This is a genomic window from Streptomyces cinereoruber (assembly GCF_009299385.1).
GTDB classification, from domain to species: domain Bacteria; phylum Actinomycetota; class Actinomycetes; order Streptomycetales; family Streptomycetaceae; genus Streptomyces; species Streptomyces bikiniensis.
On record NZ_CP023693.1, the window covers coordinates 552,907 to 572,632 of the forward strand.

At 74.5% G+C, this 19,726-nt stretch carries 15 protein-coding genes; 5 read left to right on the plus strand and 10 right to left on the minus strand.

All coding sequences use genetic code 11. The annotated features are described in order from the left end of the window. Positions 1–32: 32 nt before the first annotated feature. Entirely contained in the window at positions 33–890 is an 858-nt protein-coding gene (locus CP977_RS02530) for a maleylpyruvate isomerase N-terminal domain-containing protein (RefSeq protein ID WP_152369527.1), read from the minus strand. 249 nt (positions 891–1,139) lie between these two features. On the opposite strand from CP977_RS02530, the gene CP977_RS02535 reads away from it, so the two are divergent. Together CP977_RS02535 and CP977_RS02540 are read left to right on the plus strand one after the other, a co-directional pair. Beyond that, positions 1,140–2,210 carry a hypothetical protein gene (locus tag CP977_RS02535; RefSeq protein ID WP_152369528.1) on the plus strand — a complete coding sequence of 357 codons (1,071 nt, stop codon included), beginning with the start codon at positions 1,140–1,142 and terminating at the stop codon, positions 2,208–2,210. 228 nt (positions 2,211–2,438) lie between these two features. Then, positions 2,439–4,829: a SpoIIE family protein phosphatase gene (locus tag CP977_RS02540; protein ID WP_229991500.1), complete on the plus strand. Its 2,391-nt coding sequence runs from the start codon at positions 2,439–2,441 to the stop codon at positions 4,827–4,829. A 21-nt stretch (positions 4,830–4,850) separates the two neighbouring features. On the opposite strand, the gene CP977_RS02545 is transcribed toward CP977_RS02540, so the two are convergent. From CP977_RS02545 to CP977_RS02570, 6 genes are all read right to left on the minus strand, one after another. Further along, positions 4,851–5,945 (minus strand): FUSC family protein, encoded by a 1,095-nt coding sequence (locus CP977_RS02545; protein ID WP_079131357.1) that lies wholly within the window; start codon positions 5,943–5,945, stop codon positions 4,851–4,853. 51 nt (positions 5,946–5,996) lie between these two features. After that, a complete protein-coding gene (gene zwf / locus CP977_RS02550) occupies positions 5,997–7,427 on the minus strand; it encodes a glucose-6-phosphate dehydrogenase (protein ID WP_152369530.1) in 1,431 nt (476 codons plus the stop codon). After that, positions 7,424–8,914 (minus strand): sugar porter family MFS transporter, encoded by a 1,491-nt coding sequence (locus tag CP977_RS02555; protein ID WP_062757181.1) that lies wholly within the window; start codon positions 8,912–8,914, stop codon positions 7,424–7,426. Before CP977_RS02555 ends, zwf begins: the two co-directional genes overlap by 4 nt. Positions 8,915–9,067: 153 nt before the next feature. Beyond that, positions 9,068–9,439, minus strand: coding sequence for a serine protease inhibitor (locus CP977_RS02560; protein WP_062757182.1), 372 nt, complete (start codon positions 9,437–9,439; stop codon positions 9,068–9,070). A gap of 119 nt (positions 9,440–9,558) precedes the next feature. Continuing rightward, complete coding sequence (locus CP977_RS02565) at positions 9,559–10,578, minus strand: metallophosphoesterase family protein (protein WP_062757183.1); 1,020 nt, start codon at positions 10,576–10,578, stop codon at positions 9,559–9,561. Between the two features lie 215 nt (positions 10,579–10,793). Next, the gene (locus tag CP977_RS02570) at positions 10,794–12,074 is read right to left on the minus strand and encodes an MFS transporter (protein ID WP_152369531.1); all 1,281 of its coding nucleotides are present in this window, start codon (positions 12,072–12,074) and stop codon (positions 10,794–10,796) included. 38 nt (positions 12,075–12,112) lie between these two features. Between CP977_RS02570 and CP977_RS02575 the strand changes: the two genes are divergently transcribed. After that, positions 12,113–12,712, plus strand: a complete 600-nt coding sequence (locus tag CP977_RS02575) for a CGNR zinc finger domain-containing protein (RefSeq protein WP_152369532.1) — start codon at positions 12,113–12,115, stop codon at positions 12,710–12,712. A gap of 44 nt (positions 12,713–12,756) precedes the next feature. Here the strand turns inward: CP977_RS02575 and CP977_RS02580 are convergent, their stop codons facing one another. Beyond that, positions 12,757–13,029 carry a hypothetical protein gene (locus tag CP977_RS02580; RefSeq protein ID WP_109186312.1) on the minus strand — a complete coding sequence of 91 codons (273 nt, stop codon included), beginning with the start codon at positions 13,027–13,029 and terminating at the stop codon, positions 12,757–12,759. A gap of 264 nt (positions 13,030–13,293) precedes the next feature. Between CP977_RS02580 and CP977_RS02585 the strand changes: the two genes are divergently transcribed. After that, the gene (locus CP977_RS02585; RefSeq protein WP_062757187.1) at positions 13,294–14,349 is read left to right on the plus strand and encodes a mechanosensitive ion channel family protein; all 1,056 of its coding nucleotides are present in this window, start codon (positions 13,294–13,296) and stop codon (positions 14,347–14,349) included. Positions 14,350–14,477: 128 nt separating this feature from the next. Continuing rightward, on the plus strand, positions 14,478–14,765 hold the full coding sequence (locus tag CP977_RS02590; protein WP_152369533.1) for a hypothetical protein: 288 nt from the start codon (positions 14,478–14,480) through the stop codon (positions 14,763–14,765). Here CP977_RS02590 and CP977_RS02595 read toward each other — a convergent pair. Together CP977_RS02595 and alaS are read right to left on the minus strand one after the other, a co-directional pair. After that, positions 14,762–16,717 (minus strand): bifunctional serine/threonine protein kinase/MFS transporter, encoded by a 1,956-nt coding sequence (locus tag CP977_RS02595; RefSeq protein WP_222987485.1) that lies wholly within the window; start codon positions 16,715–16,717, stop codon positions 14,762–14,764. The two genes, CP977_RS02590 and CP977_RS02595, sit on opposite strands and share 4 nt — an antisense overlap. A gap of 264 nt (positions 16,718–16,981) precedes the next feature. Further along, positions 16,982–19,648 carry an alanine--tRNA ligase gene (gene alaS, locus CP977_RS02600; protein WP_152369535.1) on the minus strand — a complete coding sequence of 889 codons (2,667 nt, stop codon included), beginning with the start codon at positions 19,646–19,648 and terminating at the stop codon, positions 16,982–16,984. Positions 19,649–19,726 lie beyond the last annotated feature (78 nt).

Consider the following 19,726-nt stretch of genomic DNA (forward strand, 5'->3'; position numbering starts at 1 on the left):
AACGGCGGCAGTCGGGTCGCCGGGTCGCCGGATCAGGGGCCGGCGATGAGTCGGCCGAGTCGCATCGCCAGCCACGGCTTGCGGCCGCCGGCCCGCATCCGCCCGCTCGCGACCGCCTTCCAGATCGGCGTGCGCCGGAAGGCGACCAGGAGGAAGGTGGTCGGCGCCGCGACGATCCGGCAGTCGTAGGCGCGCGGCGGGGCGTCGCGGGTCACCGTCGCCGTCCCGTCGTCGATGACGACGGCAAGGCGCGGTCCCCCCTCGATCACCAGGTCGAACGCGATGCTCACGCCCCGCGCCCGCGCCGGGTCCAGGGCCGCCGCCATCATCGTCGGCATCGACTGCCCGACGACGAGGCTCGCCTCGTCGTCGCCGATCGGCCACGGCAGACGGGCGCCGCGCGCGATGTCCAGGCCGTGCACGAGGGTCTCGCTGAGCATCAGACCGGTCACCGTCGCCAGGGTGAACGGCACGTCCCCGTACCAGGGCGCGGAGACGGGGGCGTCCGGGGCGAGTCCCTCGGTGACGCGCAGGAACGTCTCGCCCCGTTCGGCGACGAAGTCGGCCGCCTTCGCGCGCTCCGCGCCGCCGAACAGCTCCACGGACCGGGCGTTCATGGCCGTGATCCGTTCGACGAAGGTCCCCCCGCCGGACGGCAGGACGCCGTCCCAGTCCACCGCCTCGTCGGGCGAGACGAGGGAGGTGTACGCGAGGTACACGGCCGCCAGGTGCGCGCCGACGTCGCCGACCGACCACGCGGGGACCCCCGATCCCGCGTCCGGGTCGGGCACGGCGCGCAGCAGCCCGACCAGGCGCGGGATCGCGGCGGCCAGCGCGGCGCGGGCCCTCTCGTGCTCGGTGACGGGATCGAACGTCGTGACGGTGCCCATACCGCTCCCCCGGGTCGCTGACGGAGCCGCAGATTACCGTCGAGTAGCCATCCTGCGACAGCCCTCGCGCCGCGCGGTTTCCCCGTCCGGGCCGGACAAGCTCAGAAGTGCCTCAACTCCCTTGTCGGGCGGTGTCCGTGCGGGCAGTGTCGGCCTCACCACCGACCAGTGGCCCGGGGAGACGCACACGGAGACCGAGAAGAGCCCGGTCGGACGACAGGTACACCGACAGGTACACAGGGGGTTGTCGTGAAGGACGTGCTCTACGGCGAACAGTCGTGGAATCCGCTGGCGCGGATCGTCGGACTGACCGAGGACGGTCTGCGCAGGGGCGGCAGGACCACGCCCCTGGAGGAGCTGAACCTCACCGCCATGGCCGAGGCCTTCCTGCGCGGCCGGTGGCTCGGCGGCGGCGGGTCGGAGCGTCCGCTGGAAGGGCTGCCGGAGGGGGCCGGCGTCGTCCCGGTGACCCGTGTCACCGGGACGAGCACGCCGTTGAAGGTGCGGCGGGCCGCCGAGTTCGCCCGCGCCCTGGGCGAGTTGGCGGTACGGCGGAGCGGCGGGCCGGAGCGGGTGGCCGAGTCGGCGGCCCGGGCGCGGGCCGAGGACGTGCCGCTGTGGATGGCGCGGCGGTACGCGGAGGGGCCCGCCGGGCCGGTCGCCGTCGCCGTGGACCGGCGTCTGGTGCGCGTGGACGTGTTCGGCGCGCACGCCCCCGTCGTACGGCTCCGGGCGCCCCACGGTTTCCGTGCCGAGTCCTCCGACCCGTCCAAGGGCCTGGTCCTGACCGTCGGCGACACCCCGGCGAGGCTCGTCCTCACGAAGAGGCTGCGCAAGTCGAAGAGCTCGGTGGAGGTGTGGCTGTCCGGGCAGCACTGGGTGCTGCGGCGGGAGAACTCGGGGAGTTCGTGGCTGCTGCGCGACGAGCGGCGCGTCGCCCTGCTGTCCCGGCTCCCGTCCCGGCCGGCGCTCGAACCGGGCACGGTCCTGCTGCCGCTCGGCCCCGTGCGGTACGAGACCTCCGATCCGCTCGACGCCGCCATGGCGCACGCCTTCGCCACCGCCTTCGGCCTCGGGGACACCACGGGTTCGGCCCGTTTCCGGTCGCAGCGGGTTTCGGCGGACGGGGGCGGGCCGATCGTCGTCGACCACTCGTGGGACCGCCCCTGGTACAGCAACCTCGGCGGCGGGGGCGAGGACAACGAACCCGGCGGCAACGACGGCTGGGGCTCGGACGGCGGCGACGGCGGCAGCGGGGGCTCCGGCGGGAGCGACGGCGGCGGTGGTGACGGCGGGGGCGGTGGCGGGGGCGGCGACTAGGGCCTGTCCGGCGGATCATGGCCGGGGCCGGGGCCACACGGAGCCCTGGGTCCGCACGGATCCCGGTCCGCCGTGAAAGACTCCTGGGCTCCCTTTCGGCCCAGTGGCGGCCGGTCGACTGGCGGGCGGGGCTCGCGGAGAGATGATGGAGATCCGGCCTCGTGCAGCAGGGGGCCCGTGTGACATGGAGGAGACGCCCAAGGCGAGCCCGCGGGGATGCCGTGTCGTGTGAGGGAGGCAGAGCACGAGGTGGACGACGAGATCCCGCCCTTCGCACCGGAATACCGGGGGCTGCCCTTCGCCGGTGAGGCCGCGGGGGCGCTGCTCGACGCCGAGGGCCGGATCGTCGGGTGGACGCGCGCGGCGGAGGAGCTGCTCTCCCTGCCCGCCGACCGGGCCTGCGGGCGGCACATCGGGGACCTGCTCAAGGACCCGGACACCCGGCGCGTACCCTCGCCCGACGAGTGGCCGGAGGCCTGGTCCGGGGTGTCCGTGGTGCTCACGGGCACCGGCGAGGAGCTGCGGGTCGACTTCCAGGTCCTGCCGCTCACGGACGCCGGCGCGTGCGCCGGGGCCTCCCGGTACTTCGTCCTCGCGGCCCCGGAGGGGACGGCGGCCCGGTGGCGGCAGGACCAGGCGTTCACCACGGAGCTGTTCCTCCAGGACCGGCTCGGCCTGGCCGTCTTCGACCTGGACCTGCGGCTGGTCAGGACCAACACCCACCTCCTCCCGTACACCGGGCTCGCGCCGGACCTGCGCGGCCTGCGCCTGATGGACTTCCTGTACGCCGAGGACGCCGCGTCCATCGAGCGGCAGTTGCGCGAGGTGCTGCGGACGGGGCTGCCGCTGGTGCGGGCGGAGGAGACGGTCCGCACCCTCCAGGAGCCCGGGGGCGGGGCGGTGATGACCATCTCGGCGTTCCGGCTGCAGGCGCCCGACGGGCAGGTGTTCGGGGTGACCGCGCTGTTCACGGACGTCACCGAGCTGCGCCGGACCAGTGAGCGGCTGTCCGTGCTGCACCGCGTGACCGCGGCCGTCGGCGGCTCCCTCTCGGTGGTCGGCACCGCCGAGGACCTGGCGGCGGCGCTCGTCCCGGCGGTGGGCGACCTGGCCGTGGTGGAGATCGCGGAGGAGGTGTTCACCGGCGAGGAGCCGACCCCCGGCCCGGACGGCAGCATGCCGCTGCGCCGGACCGCCGTGGCCGGGCACAGGACGGCGGAGCCCCCGCTCGACCACATCGTCCTGGCCAGGCCCGACGCCCCCGCGCAGCCGGCCGACCCGCTCACCTCGATGACCGTCGCGCTGCGCGCCCGGGGCAGCGTCCTCGGGCGCATGACGGTCCACCGGGACGCCGGGAAACCGCCGTACGAGGCGGCCGACCTGCACCTGCTGCACGAGATCGCCGGCCATGCCGCGCTCGCCCTGGACAACGCCCGCCGCTACACCCGCGAGCACCGCGCCTCGGTGGGGCTCCAGCGCAGTCTGCTGCCGCCCTCGGAGGCCGAGAACGTGGCCGTGACCACCGCCGGGGTCTATCTGCCGGCCGACACCGGGACCGGCGTCGGCGGCGACTGGTTCGACGTCATCCCGCTCTCGTCCGCCCGGGTCGCGCTGGTCGCCGGCGACGTCGTCGGCCACGGCCTGGCGGCGACGGCGATGATGGGGCGGCTGCGGACCGCGGTCCGCACCCTCGCCGACCTCGACCTGGAGCCGGACGAGCTGCTCGTGCACCTGGACGACCTGGTCTCCCAGCTGGGCGTGGAGACCGACGGGAGCGACGAGTCCGACGACGCGACGGGGCCCGCCCGGCCCCGCACCGATCCGATCGGCGCGACCTGTCTGTACGCGATCTACGACCCGGTGTCCCGGCGGCTCGTCATGGCCTCCGCAGGGCATCCGCCGCCGGCCGTGGCGGCCCCGGACGGGACGGTCTCCTTCATCCCGCTGAACCCCGGGCCGCCGCTGGGGGTGAGCGGGCTGCCGTTCGAGATCGCCGAGGTCGACGTGGAGCCGGGGAGCATCCTCGCCCTCTACACGGACGGCCTGATCGAGAGCCGGGAGCGCGACGTCGACGAGGGCATGGCCGACCTCGCCCGCCGGCTCGCGGCGCCGGGCGTCTTCGACGCGCCGCTGCGGAGGCTCGGCCGGGAGATCGTCGCCGCCCGTCCGGCCGACCACCTCACCGACGACATCACCCTGCTGCTGGCCCGTACGCGCGCGGTGCCGTCGTACGACCACGTCGTCTGGCCGGTGGCCGCCGATCCGGCCGCGGTGGCCGAGGTGCGCGGGGCCGCGGCCCGGCAGCTGGACGACTGGGGCCTCGCGGAGCTGGCCTTCACCACCGAGCTCGTCCTGAGCGAGCTGGTGACCAACGCCATCCGGTACGCCGGCGGTCCGGTCGAGGTGCGGCTGATCCGGGCGGGCCGCCTGGTCTGCGAGGTCTCCGACCCGAGCGCCACCCAGCCGCGCATGCGCCGCGCCCTGCTCACCGACGAGGGCGGCCGGGGCCTGTACCTGGTGGCCCAGCTCACCACCCGGTGGGGCTGCCGCTACACGCGGTACGGCAAGACGATCTGGGCGGAGCAGGAGTTCCCGGACGGGGCGGACGCGTCCCGGTAGCGGGCGGGCGGTTCTTCCTGGTCAGGGGTGGTGCCGGAGCTTCGGCAGGGTCCGTCCCCGGCGCGGCGGGTCCGGGACGGGGACCTCCGTGGCGCCGTCGTGGACGGCCCGCTCGGCCGTCTCGGCGTCGACCCCCGTGAAGACCAGGACGTCCTGGGCGACGAGGCGCACGCTCTCCCACACGGTGACCGTGGGGGCGGGTCCGGCGTCCGGGGCGTCCCGGACGGCGTCGAGGACCCGGCGGGTGGCGTGCCGGCGGACCGCGCGGCTGCCGGGCGCCGCCGCGAGGGCGTCCAGGGCGCCCGAGAGGGCCCGCAGCGTGGGGGCGAGGGCCTGGCGGTGCCGGGTGTCCAGGGCGAGGGCGCGGCGGACGAGGGTGAAGCAGCTGTTGCCGAGCAGGTCCAGGTGCAGCGCGGTGGCCGTCTCCCGGGTGAGGTGCTCCCTGTCGCCGCGCCGGTGGAGGGTGCGGCCGGCGACGGCGACGCTGTCGGCGCGCGCCCGGCCCAGCTCGTCGAGGAGCGTGTAGACCGCGCGGACCTCGTCCCAGGTGCGGGAGGCCCGTTCGTCGTCCTCGGCGTCCATCTCGCGCGCCGTGAGGCCGAGGGCGTCCGCCAGGCCGGACAGGGTGGTGGACTCGGCCTTCCGCAGCAGGGTGAGGGGGTGTACGGGGAAGAGGAGCTGGCTGAAGACGAGGGCGACGGCGCCGCCGACGAGCGCGTCCAGGACGCGGTCGGTGCCGGCCTGCTGTCCGGCGGCGACGCAGATGACGGCGCCGACGGCCGCCTGGGCCATGGTGATGCGCCGGCCGTCGATGAGGAGGGCGACGAGGAGCGCGCCCAGCACGGCGACGCCGACGGTGACGGTGCCGTGGCCGAGGAGGGTGAAGGCGAGCTGGCCGACGACGACGCCGCTGATGACGCCGACCAGGACCCTTACGGTGTTGGTGCCGCGTCCGCCCAGGGGGGTGTTGAGGGCCACGAGCGTGGCGATCGGGGCGAACAGGGGGACGTGGTGGTCGATGAGGTCGTCCGCGATCCACCAGGACAGGGCGGCGGCCACGGCCTGCTGGAGCACCGGCCACAGGTTGTCCCCCACGCGCCTCCAGACCTTGGCCATCGTCCCCTTCCCGTCCGTTTCCCGCCGGCCTCCCCGTGGGGTGGCGGTCCGTCAGCCGAGGTCCTCGAAGAGGCGGCGGCCCGGCTGGTGCCAGTGCGTCAGGTCGGGGAGCCGGTCGGCGGCTTCCGGGCCCCAGGTGCCGGGGGCGTACGGCAGGGGCGGCTCGGCGGGGTCGAGGACGGGCCCGACGATCCGCCAGCACTCCAGGATCGTGGGGAAGAAGGCGAAGGTCTCGGGGTCGCCGACGACGGCGCCCCGGAGGATGTTCTCGTACGGCAGCTCCTGCCGCCCGAGGACCTTCGCGAAGTCGACGCCGATGGGCACGGTCACCGGGCGTTCCACGCCCTCCTCGGGCTTGCGGAGCATCAGGTCGGCCCGGATGCCGGTGTCGCCGTCGATGCGGAAGCGGATGAGGTTGGGCGGGGTCTCCGTCGCGTCGCCGCCGAAGAGTTCGAGCGGCGGGGTGCGGAGCTGGACGATCACCTCGGTGGCGGTGACGGCCAGCGCCTTGCCGCTGCGCAGGTGGAAGGGGACGCCGGCCCAGCGCCAGTTGTCGATGAACAGGCGGGTGGCGAAGTACGTCTCGGTGGTGGAGTCCGGCTTGACGCCCTCGACGCCGAGGTAGCCCTCGTACTGGCCGCGGACGGTGGCGGCGGACTCCATGGTGCGGGCGGCGTGCAGGACCCGCCACTTCTCCAGGCCCTGGGCGCGGGCGTTGGAGGCGCTGGGCGGGTCCATCGCGAGGAAGGCGAGGACCTGGAGCAGGTGGTTCTGGACGACGTCGCGCAGGCAGCCGACGGCGTCGTAGAAGGAGCCGCGGTCGGCGACGTCGAAGTCCTCGGCGAGGGTGATCTGGACGTTGTCGACGTAGGCGCGGTGCCAGATGGGGGCGAGGAGGGTGTTGGCGAAGCGGGCGACCATCAGGCTCTCCACGGCGGCGTTGCCGAGGAAGTGGTCGACCCGCAGCAGGTGGTGGTCGTCGAAGCAGGTGTTCAGTTCCTCCTGGAGCTTCCGCGCGGAGTCCAGGTCGTGGCCGAACGGCTTCTCGACCACCAGACGGGCGTCGCGGTTCAGGCCGGCGGCGGCGAGGGCGCGGGCGACGGTGGTGAACAGGGAGGGCGGGATCGCCAGGTAGTGGGTGACGAACCCGTGTCCGGCGACGGCCTCGCGGAGCCGTTCGAAGGTGGCCTTGTCGGTGAAGTCGCCGGTGACGATGGACAGGTTCGCCGCGAGCCGGGCGAAGACCTCCTCGTCGAGGTCGGGTACGGCGGCGGCGACCGCCTCCCGGGCGTGCCGGCGCAGTGCCTCGTCGTCCCAGTCCCCGGCGGCCACGCCGATGACGGGGACGGTGAGCCGGTCGTCCTCGGTGAGCCGGTACAGGGCGGGGAGCAGCATCTTCTTGGCGAGGTCGCCGGTGATGCCGAAGAGGACGAGGGCGTCTGCCGTCTCGAGGTCGTCGGGACCGAGGAGGGTGTCGCTCATCGCGAGCGTCCTTTCTGCGGGGATGCCGTCTTCCCGGGGCCGCCGGGGCGGTCCGGGTGGTCGGGCCGGTGCTTGAAGCGGGCGTCGAGGGCCTCTTCGATCTGCTCGGGGTCGCGGCCGCGGGTCTCGGGCAGGTAGCGGCCGACGAAGAGGAACGCGAACAGGCAGATTCCCGCGAAGATCCAGAAGGTCTCGCCCTGGCCGATGAGGTTGGCCAGGGGCAGGAAGGCGAGGCTGACGACGAAGTTGGACACCCAGTTGACGGCGGTGGAGAGGCTCGATCCCTCGGCCCGGACGGACGGCGGGAAGATCTCGCCGATCAGCGTCCAGAAGACGGGGCCGAGGCCACCCGCGAAGGCGGCGATGTAGATCACCATGAACACCAGGGTCAGTTCCGAGTTCATGCCGACGACGAACGCGAGTCCCAGCATGAAGATCGAGACCGTCATCAGGGCGAGCGAGACGAGGACCATGGGCCGTCGTCCCACCCGGTCCACGAGTCGGATCGCCACCAGGGTCATGACGAGGTTGATCAGGCCGATGAAGACGGAGTAGAGGATGGCGTTCGAGGCGTCGAGGCCGGTCTGCTGGATGATGGTCGGCGCGTAGTAGATGATCGTGTTGATGCCGGCGAACTGCTGGACGGCGGCGAGGGTGAGTCCGACGACCAGGGCGGGCCGCACGTCGGGGGCGAGCAGCCGCCGGGTGCCCTTTCCGCCCGCCGCCTCGTTCCGCCTCTGCTTCTCGCGGTCCTCGGCCATGCGCTGCCGGCCCCGTCTGATCAGCTCGTCGGCGGTCGCCTCGTCGGTCAGCTCGGCGATGCCCCGGCGGGCCACGTCCTCCTGGCCGTGGGCGATCAGCCACTGCGGCGACTCGGGCAGCAGCCACAGCGTGGCGGCGATCATGAGGAGGGCGGGGATCGCGCCGACGGCGAACATCGCCCGCCAGGCCTCGCTGCTCGCGAAGGCGAGGTTGACGAGGTACGCGACGAGGATGCCGATCGTGATCATGAGCTGGTTCATGGTGAGCAGCCGGCCGCGGATCTTCGTCGGCGAGATCTCCGAGAGGTAGACCGGCACCGTGGCGGAGGCGGCGCCGACGGAGAGGCCGAGGACGATCCGGCCCGCCATGAGCGTCAGGTAGCCGTTCGCCAGGGCGGCGATCGCGGTGCCCACGACGAACACGACGCCGATGAGGCGCAGGGCCTTGCGTCTGCCGAGCCGGTCGGCGAGGCGGCCCGCCGAGGTGGCGCCGACGACGGCGCCGATGAGCAGGACGCTGACCACGCTGCCCTGCTCGAAGGAGTTGAGGTCGAAGTCCTCCTTGATGTACAGCAGCGCGCCGGAGACGACGCCGGTGTCGAAGCCGAACAGGAACCCGCCCAGCGCGATCGCGGCCGCCCAGAGGGTGATCCTCCGGATCCCCTCCGGCGCGACCTCGGTGAGCGGACCGTGGGTCCCCGGTTCCCTGGAGAAGCCCTGAACCATGCGACGCCCTCGTCTCCCGGACGCACGCCTTCTCGGCGCCGTCCTCTCGATGACCTTCGCGATCATCGTCACCGCACGGCGGCGGTGACGACATCTGTGCGGGCGATCGGGTGAAAGGGGGCGGGCGCGACCTTGATCCGGGAGGGGCGGGTCCTAGCCGATGGCGGGAACCTGGGAGACGAGGCCGAGGGCGTTGTGGACGATCCGGACGCGGTCCTCCCTGTAGTCCATGGTGACCAGCGCGCCCTCGGGGATGTGCTCGATCTCCAGGTCGGGCCGGTCCCGCAGGATCACCTTCTCGGCCCAGGCCTTCGGCAGCCCGAGGGTCTCGGGCCACTGGGTCCTCGTCCCCGCGTGGTCCGCCGCGGGGGCGCCGGGCAGGGCGGCCGCGGCGAGGGCGGCGGGGACCGCGGTGGCGGTGGTGGCGGCGACGTCGGCGGGCTCCGGGGCCGCGGTGGCGACGGCCGGGGCGATCAGGGCGGTGGCGGAGGCGGCCGCGAGGGCCGCCAGAAGCGTCTTCTTCACGTCCGGAAGAACGATTCGCCGCTCCGGCGGTCACCACGGACGGACTGCCGGTCACCGGTACGGCCCACCGGGCGGGCGCCGGTACGGCCCACCCGGCGGTCACCGGGCGGGCCGGGGCGTCAGATCCACGTCGACAGCGGGACCGTGATCCGCTTCAGCCAGCGCCCTGCGGCGAAGTCGCGCGCCCTGACGACGACGCGGTCGTGGAAGACCTCGACCTGGAGCCCCTGGTTGAACGTGCCGGGGACGGCGACCTCGCCGCCCTTGCCGTCGTCCGTGAAGCCCGTCTGCACGGCGCCCGTGTTGACGACGGAGAAGCCGTCGAGGTTGGCGGTGCCGGGGACGACCCTGCGGACGTACCAGTCCGACAGGGCGAGGTCCCAGTGGGTGTGCCCGCAGAAGAGGAAGACGTCGCGGTGCCGGCCGAGGATCCCGAGGAGCCGGTCGGCCTGGAGGTAGTCGCGGGAGTAGAGCCGGTTGTGGCTGCCGGAGACGGTGTTCGGGAGCGGGTGGTGCGTGACGACCATGACGGGCCTGCGGCGGCGCGCCCAGTACGCGAGCCGCTGTTCGAGCCAGCTGAACTGCGCCTCGCTCAGCCACACCTCGTCCCAGAGCTTCGGGTCGTGGTAGTGCATGTACTTCTCGGTGCCGAGGCTCAGGACCGGTATGCCGCCGAAGGAGTGCTCGGCGTGGACCGTGTTGCGCCCGGCGAAGCGGTGGAAGCTCCGGAACAGGGAGTCCTCGGTGGTGCCGTTGGGCCAGGTGTCCTGCGCGAGGGTCGAGGGGTCGCGCCACTTGGGGACGTAGAACTCGTGGTTGCCGATGGCCCAGGCGACCGTACGGGCGTGGGGGTGGCGCGCGAGTTCGGCGGAGACCTCGGCGTACTCGGCGTCGTACCCGCGCGGGGTGATGTCCCCGGCGACGGCGAGGCCCGAGCTCCGGGGGTTGGTGCGGTGCATGTCCTCCAGGGCGACTCCGAGGTCCCGGAGGTCGCCCTGGATGTCGCTGATGACGTTGAAGGCGGTGACGGGCCGTCCCGGGCCGGTGTGCGCGGGGGTCGCCGCGCCCGCCGGCACCTGGGAGGCGGCGACGGCGCCCACCGCGCCCGTCGCGGCGGTGAGGAGAGACCTGCGGTCCACTGGGGGTTCCTTCCGGTCGCGGCGGTGCCTCCGGCGGCCCCGTCCGGGCGCCGCCGCCCGCTCGGGCGCCGCCGCCCGCTCGGGCGCCGCGCACGCGCGTCCGGGGCACCGCGCTTCGAACTAGACCCGTTACATGTACGCGACCTTGTTGGATCGCCGTCCGGTTCCGGGTGTCCGGGGCGTGAACGCGTTCCGACGGGGAGTCGCCGGCGCGCTCACGCGGGGGCCGCCCGGCCCCGGGCGGCGGGAACGGCGAAGAAGGCGAGGGCCGCGAGGACCGCCGTGCCCGTGGCGAGCAGCAGGGCGCCGGTCAGGGAGCGGGCCGCGACCGGCCCCGCGACCACGGCCCCCAGGGCGAAGCCGGTGATCTTCAGGCCGGCGCCGGTGGTGAAGATCTGGCTCCGCAGACGCTCCGGGGCCTCCCGGTGGCGGACGGCGAACAGCGCGGTCAACTGCGGTCCTTCGCCGATTCCGGCGACGAACGCGGCCGCGACGAGGACGGTCGGGTGGCCGGGGACGGCCGCGGCCGGCGCCGCGGCCTGGAGGAGGGCGCCGGTCCAGAGGAGCGTGTCCGGGGCGATCGCGCGGGGGAACCGGGCGAGTACGGCGTTGGCCGCCAGGGCGGAGACCGCCGCGCAGGAGAGGAGCATCGCGCCGCGTCCGGCCCCGCCCAGGACCCGCTCCCCCAGGAGGGCGAGACAGGCCGTCAGCATGCCCTGGGCGGTGCAGGAGACGACCGAGGTCAGGGTCGCCCGGGCCAGGGCGGGGCTGCGGACGACGGCCCGGAGCCCGGCGGCGATATCGACGGCGAGGCCGACGGCGAGTCCGACAGCCGGGCCGACCAACGGGCCGGAGGGAACGGGAACGGACGGCGCGGGGCCGGGCGGTACGGGCCTCGGCCGGCCGCCCCGCGTGGGGCTCTTCGGCGTCGGGTCCGTGCGGGCGGGCAGCGCCCACGCGGCGGGGAGGGCGAGGGCGACGAGCGCCGCGGAGACCACCACGGCCGTCGGGGCACCCAGTGCCTCGGCCGTGCCTCCGGCGAGGGCCGGGCCGGCCAGTCCGGCCGCGCCGAACGTCATGGCGTCGAGCGCGTTCGCCCGGTCCAGGCGGTCGTCCCGTACGACGGCGCGGAGTTGGGCCGTCCAGCCGCCCGACAGGGCCGGCCCGAGCAGCCCCGTCAGGACGGCGGCGGCGAGGGTGAGCGCGAACGGCAGCCGGCCGAGGCCCACGAGGACCGCCGTCAGGCCCGCCGCGTACAGGGCGAGGGCCGCCGCGAGGAGGCGGCCGGGCCGTTCCGCCCGGTCGAGGAGCGAGCCGAGGACCGGGCCGCCCAGCACGGAGGAGACCGTGACGCCCGCGAGCAGCAGCGACGCGTCGGCGGCCGAGCCGGTCAGGGCGAGCCCGGCCAGTACGAGGGCCGGGCCCGCCATCTCGTCCCCGGTGCGGGCCACCGCCGCTCCGGTGAGGTGGACGGGAAAGGAGTAACGCCTCTTCATCGGCGGGACGTTACGGAGGTAACCCGAAACTCGGCAAGGTGCGTTACATTCTCCCGGTGTCCTTCCCCCTCGACGACCGGTCCGCCCGGCACTCCGTACAGACCACCGCGCGACGGACCGTCGACCTGGTCAACGCGCTCTCCGGCGACTCCTCCGATCCGGCCGAGGTCGCCGCGGTGCTCCGCGCGTACGGCGAGGCGGAGCCCCTCGACCTCACCGCCCATGACGTCGCCGGGATGCGCGCGGCCGCCGCGCTGCTTCGGGAGGTCTTCGCCGCCGAGGACGTCGACGGGGCCGCCGCCGCCCTCAACCGCCTCCTGCGGGAGCACACGGGGCCGCTGCGGCTCTCCTCGCACGGCGGCGGCTCGCCCTGGCACCCCCACCTGGACTCCGACGACGACGCGCCCTGGGACGAGTGGCTGCTCGCCTCGTCGTGCATGGCCCTGACCGTCCTGCTCTGGGACCGCCGACGGGCGCCGGGCGGGGTCTGCGCCTCGTCCGGCTGCCGGAACGTCTTCCTCGCCCAGGGCGCCGGGCAGGAGCGCCGCTACTGCTCCCGCCGGTGCGCCACCCGGGAACGGGTCGCGGCGCACCGGCGCTCACGCGCCGCCGGACGGGAGGGCGGGGTTCCGCGCTGAGCCCTCCCGGCGCCGGGGCGCGCCCGCGCGCCGGCGCCGGTGGGTCAGGTCCGCTCCCGGGCGCGGTACCAGAGAACCCCCTTCGCCGCGTAGACCGCCCCCACGCACACCAGGCCGCTCAGCACGAGGGCGGGGTGGTCGAGGGCGAAGCCGGCGAGGAACGTCACGCTGCCGGCCGCGTCGAGGAGGCGCAGCCGGGCCTCGGTCCGCCGTTCCGGCGCGGGGTCGCGCAGCCGGCGCAGGACGGGAACGAGGGCGACGAGCTGCAGGACCACGAGGGCCGCGAAGACCCAGCGGAACGTCAGGGGGATGTCCACACGCCGAAATGTACGCCCGGACCGATCGCCCCGGATGGACGGCGGGTCAACTCCCTCCCAACTCCCGACGTCTCGGGCCGGTTTCGGCCGAGGTCGCCGCCCGGCTCGCTCCCGACGACCCCACCCACCGGGCCGCGCGGCCAGGCGTGGCCGGCTGTCTTCCGATCCCACCGGGCCCCCGGCGGGCCGGACGGCATGTTTGGGGGGACGGTCGGCGGTCAGGCGTAATCGACGAACCTGTTCGACTCATCGACTGGGGAGTACATGGAGAGCGTTCTTCGGCTGGTGGCCTCCGTCGGCGGCTCGGCCCTCGTGGCCTTCGTCGTGGTCCGCGCGGTGGACCTGCTGGCCCGTCACGCGGACGCGCGCCACCACGAGACACCGCTGTGGGGGCTGCTGCGCCGCTGCCGTACGCCGCTGTTCGTCGTCCTGCTGACCGCCCTGCTCCGCTGGACCTACCCGGCCTCGGCCTTCTCCGTCCTGGAGGAGCACGCCGACGTGGTGGGGCACGTCCTGCTGCTGTGCCTGATCGGCGGCGGCGCCTGGCTGGCGATCCGGGCGACCTCGGCCGTCGTGGAGTCCTCGTACGCGCGGTACGCGGGGCGGGCGCGGGACGCCGCGCGGCTGCGCCGGGTCCGTACGCAGGTCACGCTGATCATGCGGGTGGTGTCGGCCGCGGTCGGGGTGCTCGCCGGTGCCGCGGCCCTCGTCACCTTCCCCTCCTTCCGCACTCTCGGCACGTCCCTGCTCGCCTCGGCCGGGATCATCGGCATCGTGGCCGGCGTGGCGGCGCAGTCGACGCTCGGCAACCTCTTCGCCGGTTTCCAGATCGCCTTCGGCGACATGGTCCGCATCGGGGACACGGTCGTCGTCGACGGCGAATGGGGCACGGTGGAGGAGGTGACGCTGACCTTCCTGACGGTCAGGACCTGGGACGAGCGCCGGGTGACGCTGCCCGTCTCGTACTTCACCTCGCGGCCGTTCGAGAACTGGTCCCGGGGCGGCGTCCAGATGACGGGATCGGTCTTCGTCCACTGCGACCACTCCACGCCCGTCGCGCTGATGCGGGCGCACCTGCGCGAGTTCCTCGCCGACTGCCCGACCTGGGACGGGCGGGGCTGGGACCTCGCCGTCACCGACACGTCGCCGACCTCCATCACGGTCCGCGCGATCGTGACGGCCAAGGACCCCGACGACCTGTGGACGACCCGCTGCGCCGTACGGGAGGAGCTCGTGCGCTGGATCGCGCGGGAGCATCCCGGCGCCCTCCCCCGGGTCGTCACCGCCTCCGCGCCCGGCGAGTCCGACAAGGCGGCCTGACCCCGGACGTCCGGGCGGGGCGCCGGGCGGCGCCGGAGGAGGGCGGGGGCGGCACCCTCGTACGGTCCGTGAGAACCGGACGGTGCACTATGGGGCCGTCCCTTCCTGTGCGCCTCCGGAGAATCCCGATGCTCTCGCTCGCCCTCGTCGTCCTCGCGGTCGTCGCCGTGTTCGGCTCGTTCGTCCTGTGCGTCGTGACCGTCGCGCGGATGCGGGAGCTGCCGGCGTGGCGGCGCTTCCTCCCCCTGACGCTCCTCCTGATCGCGCTGTCCGCGAGCCTCCTGCGCGCCGCCGACATCCGCTGGGTCGCCGAGGCGATCGCCTTCCCCCTGAACCTGGCGGTCGTCCTCCTCTCCACGTACGAGATCCGCGCCCGGCGGCTCCGGAACCGCCGGGAGGCTGCCAAGGCCGCCTAGAAGTGGAGGAATCCCACGGCCATGAGCAGGACGGCGGCGAGGGCGTTGGCCAGGGCCGCGGCGAGGAAGGAGCCGCGCGGCGCCCCGGGGCCGGGCGGTGTGGCCAGGGCGGCGGCCGTCCTGGTCTGTCGCCACACGAAGGCCGCGAGCAGGACGCCGGCGACCGGGACCAGGAGGAGGTGGCCCTCGAAGTACGGGACGGCCCCGCCGATTCCGATGATCCCGGCGGCGCCGAGCAGAACCCACGGCCCGTCGAAGCGGAGGCCGACGCGGCCCGGCCGGTCGTGCACCAGGACCGCCACCGCGATCACGACGGCCAGGGCGAGGGGGACGGCGCCGAACAGGCACCACCGCCAGTTCGGGCCGATGGGGAACAGCCAGAACGCCAGCAGGCCGAGCGCCGGGGCACCGCCCGCGATCGCGGTGTGGATCCCGAACGCCTTGCGGCGTTCCCGCGGGTCGGTGAACGACGTGGACAGCAGGGCCGGTACGGACGAGGAGATGAGCGCGGCGAAGGCGCCCTGCAGGGCGCGGCCCGTGATCCACACGGTGGAGGAGGTGGCCGCGCCGCCGAGGGCGGCGGCCACCGCGAACCCCAGGAGGCCGATCACCAGCATCCTCTTGCGGCCCACGAGGTCCGCGACGCGGGTGCCGAACAGCAGTACTCCGGCGAAGGCCAGCGCATGGGCGACGGGCATCACGTCCAGGTAGACGGTGGACGTCACCTTCATGCCGGCGGCGAGCCCCAGGTCGCTGCCGGCGCCCCACCACAGCATCGCCCGGCTGGAGAACGCCGCGTCGGCCAGGACGAGCGCCTGGGCCAGTGCGAGCGCCACCAGGCCCCACCAGCGCCGGGGAAGGGGGGCCTCCGGGGCCGCCGCCGGGGTCGTGGACGCGTTCCAGGACCCGGGCGGCGGGTCCGCGGGCGCGCCGAAGCCGGGGGCGGCGGACTGGGCGGGGACCGTCGGGACGTACGCGGGCGGCGGAGGCGTCGGGGCCGCGGGGTGGGGGCGGGGAGTCGGCCGTACGGCGACGTCGGCTCCGGCGGGCACGGCGGGCGCGTAGTCCAGCAGATGGGCGGCGCGGCGGCCGAGCTGGGCGAGCACCGGCCCCGGCAGCCACTCGCCGTCCTGGTCGGCCGCCGTGCGCGAGGCCACTTCGCGAGGGGTCGGCCGCCGGGCCGGATCCTTGTGCAGACACGCGCGTACGAGATCGACGAGCGCGTCCGGCACGCCGGCCAGGTCCGGCTCCTCCTCCGCGATCCGGAAGAGGTGGGCGTTCAGACCGCTGTCCGTGGCGCCGAAGAGGAGGCGTCCGGTGGCGGCGTAGACGAGGAGCGCGCCCAGGCAGAACACGTCCGAGGCCGGGGTGAGTTCGAGGCCGCGCACCTGCTCCGGCGACATGAAGCCGGGCGAGCCGATCAGCATGCCGGTGCGGGTGTGCAGGCTGTCCCCGGCCAGGCCGTCCATGGCCCGCGCGATGCCGAAGTCGATGACGCGCGGCCCGTCCACGGTGACCAGGACGTTGGACGGCTTGAGGTCCCGGTGGATCAGACCGGCCTCGTGCACGGCCTGCAGGGCGAGGGCGAGGCGGTTGGCGAGGGTGCGGACCGACGCCTCGGGCAGCGGCCCGAAGTCCTCGGCCACGACGGTGGTCAGGTCGGGGCCCGGTATGTACTGGGTCGCCACCCAGGGCACCTCGGCCTCGGTGTCGGCGTCCAGGACGTCGGCGGTCCAGGCGCCGCCCACCCGCCGGGCGGCGGCCACCTCGCGGGCGAACCGCCTGCGGAACTCGGTGTGCTGGGCGTGTTCGGCCTGGACGACCTTGACCGCGACCGTGCGGCCCAGGTCGGAACGGCCCAGGTAGACCAGGCCCATGCCGCCCGCGCCGAGGCGGGCGATCAGGCGGTACGGGCCTATGTGCGCGGGGTCCGTCCCCGTCAGTTGTTCCACGGTGGAGGTCAGCCCTTCGGGTTCCGGTCGTCCGGGTCTCGCCGCGTGGCGGGCGCGGCGGAGGCGAGCGGTCGCTCTGAGAGGAGTTCGTCGTGGTCCATGCGGCGGTCCCCCTGGATGGATACGGAGGTCTCAAGGTAGAGCAAGATCGAAGGCGTCGGCGGGGATTGCGGGGAGAGGCCGGGGGCTCGGGCCGCACGACCGGATCGCGGACCCGCCGTCAGCTGTCCGTCAGCCGCCTTTCGGCCGTCTTCCGGCCGTCCGTCAGCCACCCTCCGACTGTCCGTGGCCACCGGGTACGACCCGGGGGAGGTCCGCGAGGATCGCGGCCAGGTCCCCGGCGGGTACGCCGCCGCCCTGGGCGATCTCCGGGGAGCCGCCGCCCCGGCCGCCGAGGAGTTGTTTGACGGTCTCGGAGGCGTTCCGGCCGGCCTCGCGGGCCGGGGCGTTGACGGTCAGGACGAGTCCGCCCGAGGAGGTGGCGGCGGCGACCACGCCGGGGCGGGCGGGAGGGAGGCGGTCGCGGACCGCGAGGGCGAGGGCGCGGGCCTCGTCGGCGGCGCCGTCGACGGTCGCGGTGACGACCAGGGTGTCCCCCGCCTCGACGGCCTGCCCGGCGAGTTCGGCGGCGCGGCCCGCCGTCGCCTTGGCCTTGAGGCGGGCGTTCTCGCGGTCGGCGGCCTTGAGCCGGTCGAGGAGGCCGGCGATCTTCTCGGGGAGTTCGGTACGGGGCGCGTTCAGCTGCTCGGCGATCCGGCCCACGAGGTCGCGCTCGCGGGCGAGGTAGCCGAAGCCCTCGATGCCGACGGCCGCCTCCAGGCGGCGCATGCCGGCGCCGACGGAGGACTCGGCGGTGAGGGCGACCGTGCCGATCTGGGAGGCGTGGTCGACGTGGGTGCCGCCGCACAGCTCGCGCGACCAGGGGCCGCCGATCTCCACGACCCGGACCTTCTCCCCGTACGTCTCGTCGAAGAGGGCGAGCGCGCCGAGCTCCTTGGCCTCGGGCAGGGTCGTCCAGCGGACGCCGACGGGCAGGTCGCGGCGCAGGGCGCGGTTGGCGGCCTCCTCGACCTCGCTCCGGACGGCCGGGGAGAGGGTGCCGCGCCAGGGGAAGTCGAGGCGGAGGTAGCCGGGCCGGTTGTAGGAGCCGGACTGGAGGGCGGTGGGGCCGAGGACCTCGCGGAGGGCGGCGTGCAGGACGTGGGTGCCGGAGTGGGCCTGGCGGGCGCCGAGGCGCCACTCGGGGTCGACGGCGGCGTGCACGGTGTCGTCCACGGCCAGTTCGCCCGCCGTGATCCTGACCCGGTGGACGACGAGGCCGGGCAGGGGCCGCTGGACGTCCACGACCCCGGCCTCGACCGAGGCCCCGGAGAGCAGGCCCGCGTCGCTGTCCTGGCCTCCGGACTCGGCGTAGAAGGGGGTACGGTCGAGGACGACGGTGACGAGGTCGCCGGTACGGGCCACCGGGACGGGGCCCTCGGCGCCGAGGAGGGCGAGGACGCGGGACTCGGTGGTGAGGGTGTCCCACGCACGCCAGTCGGTGGGGCCGTGGGCGTCCAGGACGGTGCGGAGGGCGGCGGTGTCCGCGGTGCCGCCGGACTTGCGGGCGCGGGCGTCGGTGCGGGTCCGTTCGCGCTGCTCGTTCATGAGGGCGGTGAAGCCCTCGCGGTCGACCTCGACGCCCTGTTCGGCGGCCATCTCCAGGGTGAGGTCGATGGGGAAGCCGTAGGTGTCGTGGAGGAGGAAGGCCTGCGCACCGGGCAGCGAGCGGCCGCCGTCCGCCTTCACCCCGGTGACGGCGGTGTCCAGGACGGTGGTCCCCTGCTTGAGGGTGGCGCGGAAGGCGTCCTCCTCGCCGTACGCCTGGTCGGAGATCCGGGCGTAGGACGCGACGACCTCGGGGTAGCTGGGGGCCATGCAGTCGCGGGCGACGGGCAGCAGTTCGGGCAGGGCGGGGGCCTGGAAGCCGAGCTGGCGCATGGAGCGGACCGAGCGGCGCAGGATGCGGCGCAGGACGTAGCCGCGGCCCTCGTTGCCGGGGGCGGTGCCGTCGGCGAGGAGCATGAGGGCGGTGCGGACGTGGTCGGCGACCACGCGGAGCCGTACGTCGGACTCCGCATCGGCCCCGTACCGTACGCCCGCCAGGTCGGCGGCCCGGTCGAGGACGGGGCGGGTCTCGTCGATCTCGTAGAGGTTGTCGACGCCCTGGAGGAGGGTGGCCATCCGCTCCAGGCCCATGCCGGTGTCGATGTTGCGGCGGGGCAGGTCGCCGAGGATCGGGTAGCCGGTCTTGCCGGGGCCCTCACCGCGCTCGTACTGCATGAAGACGAGGTTCCAGAACTCCATGTACCGGTCCTCGTCGACGGCGGGCCCGCCCTCGCGGCCGAGGGCCGGGCCGCGGTCGTAGTACAGCTCGGAGCAGGGTCCGCAGGGACCGGGGACGCCCATGGACCAGAAGTTGTCCTCGTCGCCGCGCGCCACGATCCGCTCGTCGGGCAGGCCGGCGACCTCGCGCCAGATGCCGCGGGCGTCGGTGTCGGAGTGGTGGACGGTCACCCAGATCCTCTCCGGGTCGAGCCCGTAGCCGCCCTCGGTCCACGGCTTGGTGGAGAGGTCCCAGGCGAAGGCGACGGCCTCCTCCTTGAAGTAGTCCCCGAAGGAGAAGTTGCCGTTCATCTGGAAGAAGGAGCCGTGCCGGGTGGTCTTCCCGACCTCCTCGATGTCCAGGGTCCGCACGCACTTCTGCACGCTCGTGGCCCGCTGCCACAGGGGGGCCGCCTCGCCGGTGAAGTACGGCTTGAAGGGGACCATGCCGGCGTTGACCAACAGCAGGGTGGGGTCGGGGGTGGGCAGCGGCGCGCTGGGCACGACGGTGTGTCCCCGGGCGGCGAAGTAGTCGAGGAAGCGCTGGCGGATGTCGGCGGTACGCAAGGTTCTCACTGCTTCCGGTGGGGGACGGTCGGGTTCCGGTGGAGGGTGGTCGGATCCCGCCGGGGCAGTCGGGTTCCG

What these genes read in the sequence shown, in the direction of transcription:
- CP977_RS02530 (WP_152369527.1), bottom strand. Translation starts at nt 890, where the DNA reads ATGGGCACCGTCACGACGTTCGATCCCGTCACCGAGCACGAGAGGGCC.
- CP977_RS02545 (WP_079131357.1), bottom strand. Translation starts at nt 5,945, where the DNA reads ATGGCCAAGGTCTGGAGGCGCGTGGGGGACAACCTGTGGCCGGTGCTC.
- zwf (WP_152369530.1), bottom strand. Translation starts at nt 7,427, where the DNA reads ATGAGCGACACCCTCCTCGGTCCCGACGACCTCGAGACGGCAGACGCC.
- CP977_RS02555 (WP_062757181.1), bottom strand. Translation starts at nt 8,914, where the DNA reads ATGGTTCAGGGCTTCTCCAGGGAACCGGGGACCCACGGTCCGCTCACC.
- CP977_RS02570 (WP_152369531.1), bottom strand. Translation starts at nt 12,074, where the DNA reads ATGAAGAGGCGTTACTCCTTTCCCGTCCACCTCACCGGAGCGGCGGTG.
- CP977_RS02585 (WP_062757187.1), top strand. Translation starts at nt 13,294, where the DNA reads ATGGAGAGCGTTCTTCGGCTGGTGGCCTCCGTCGGCGGCTCGGCCCTC.
- CP977_RS02590 (WP_152369533.1), top strand. Translation starts at nt 14,478, where the DNA reads ATGCTCTCGCTCGCCCTCGTCGTCCTCGCGGTCGTCGCCGTGTTCGGC.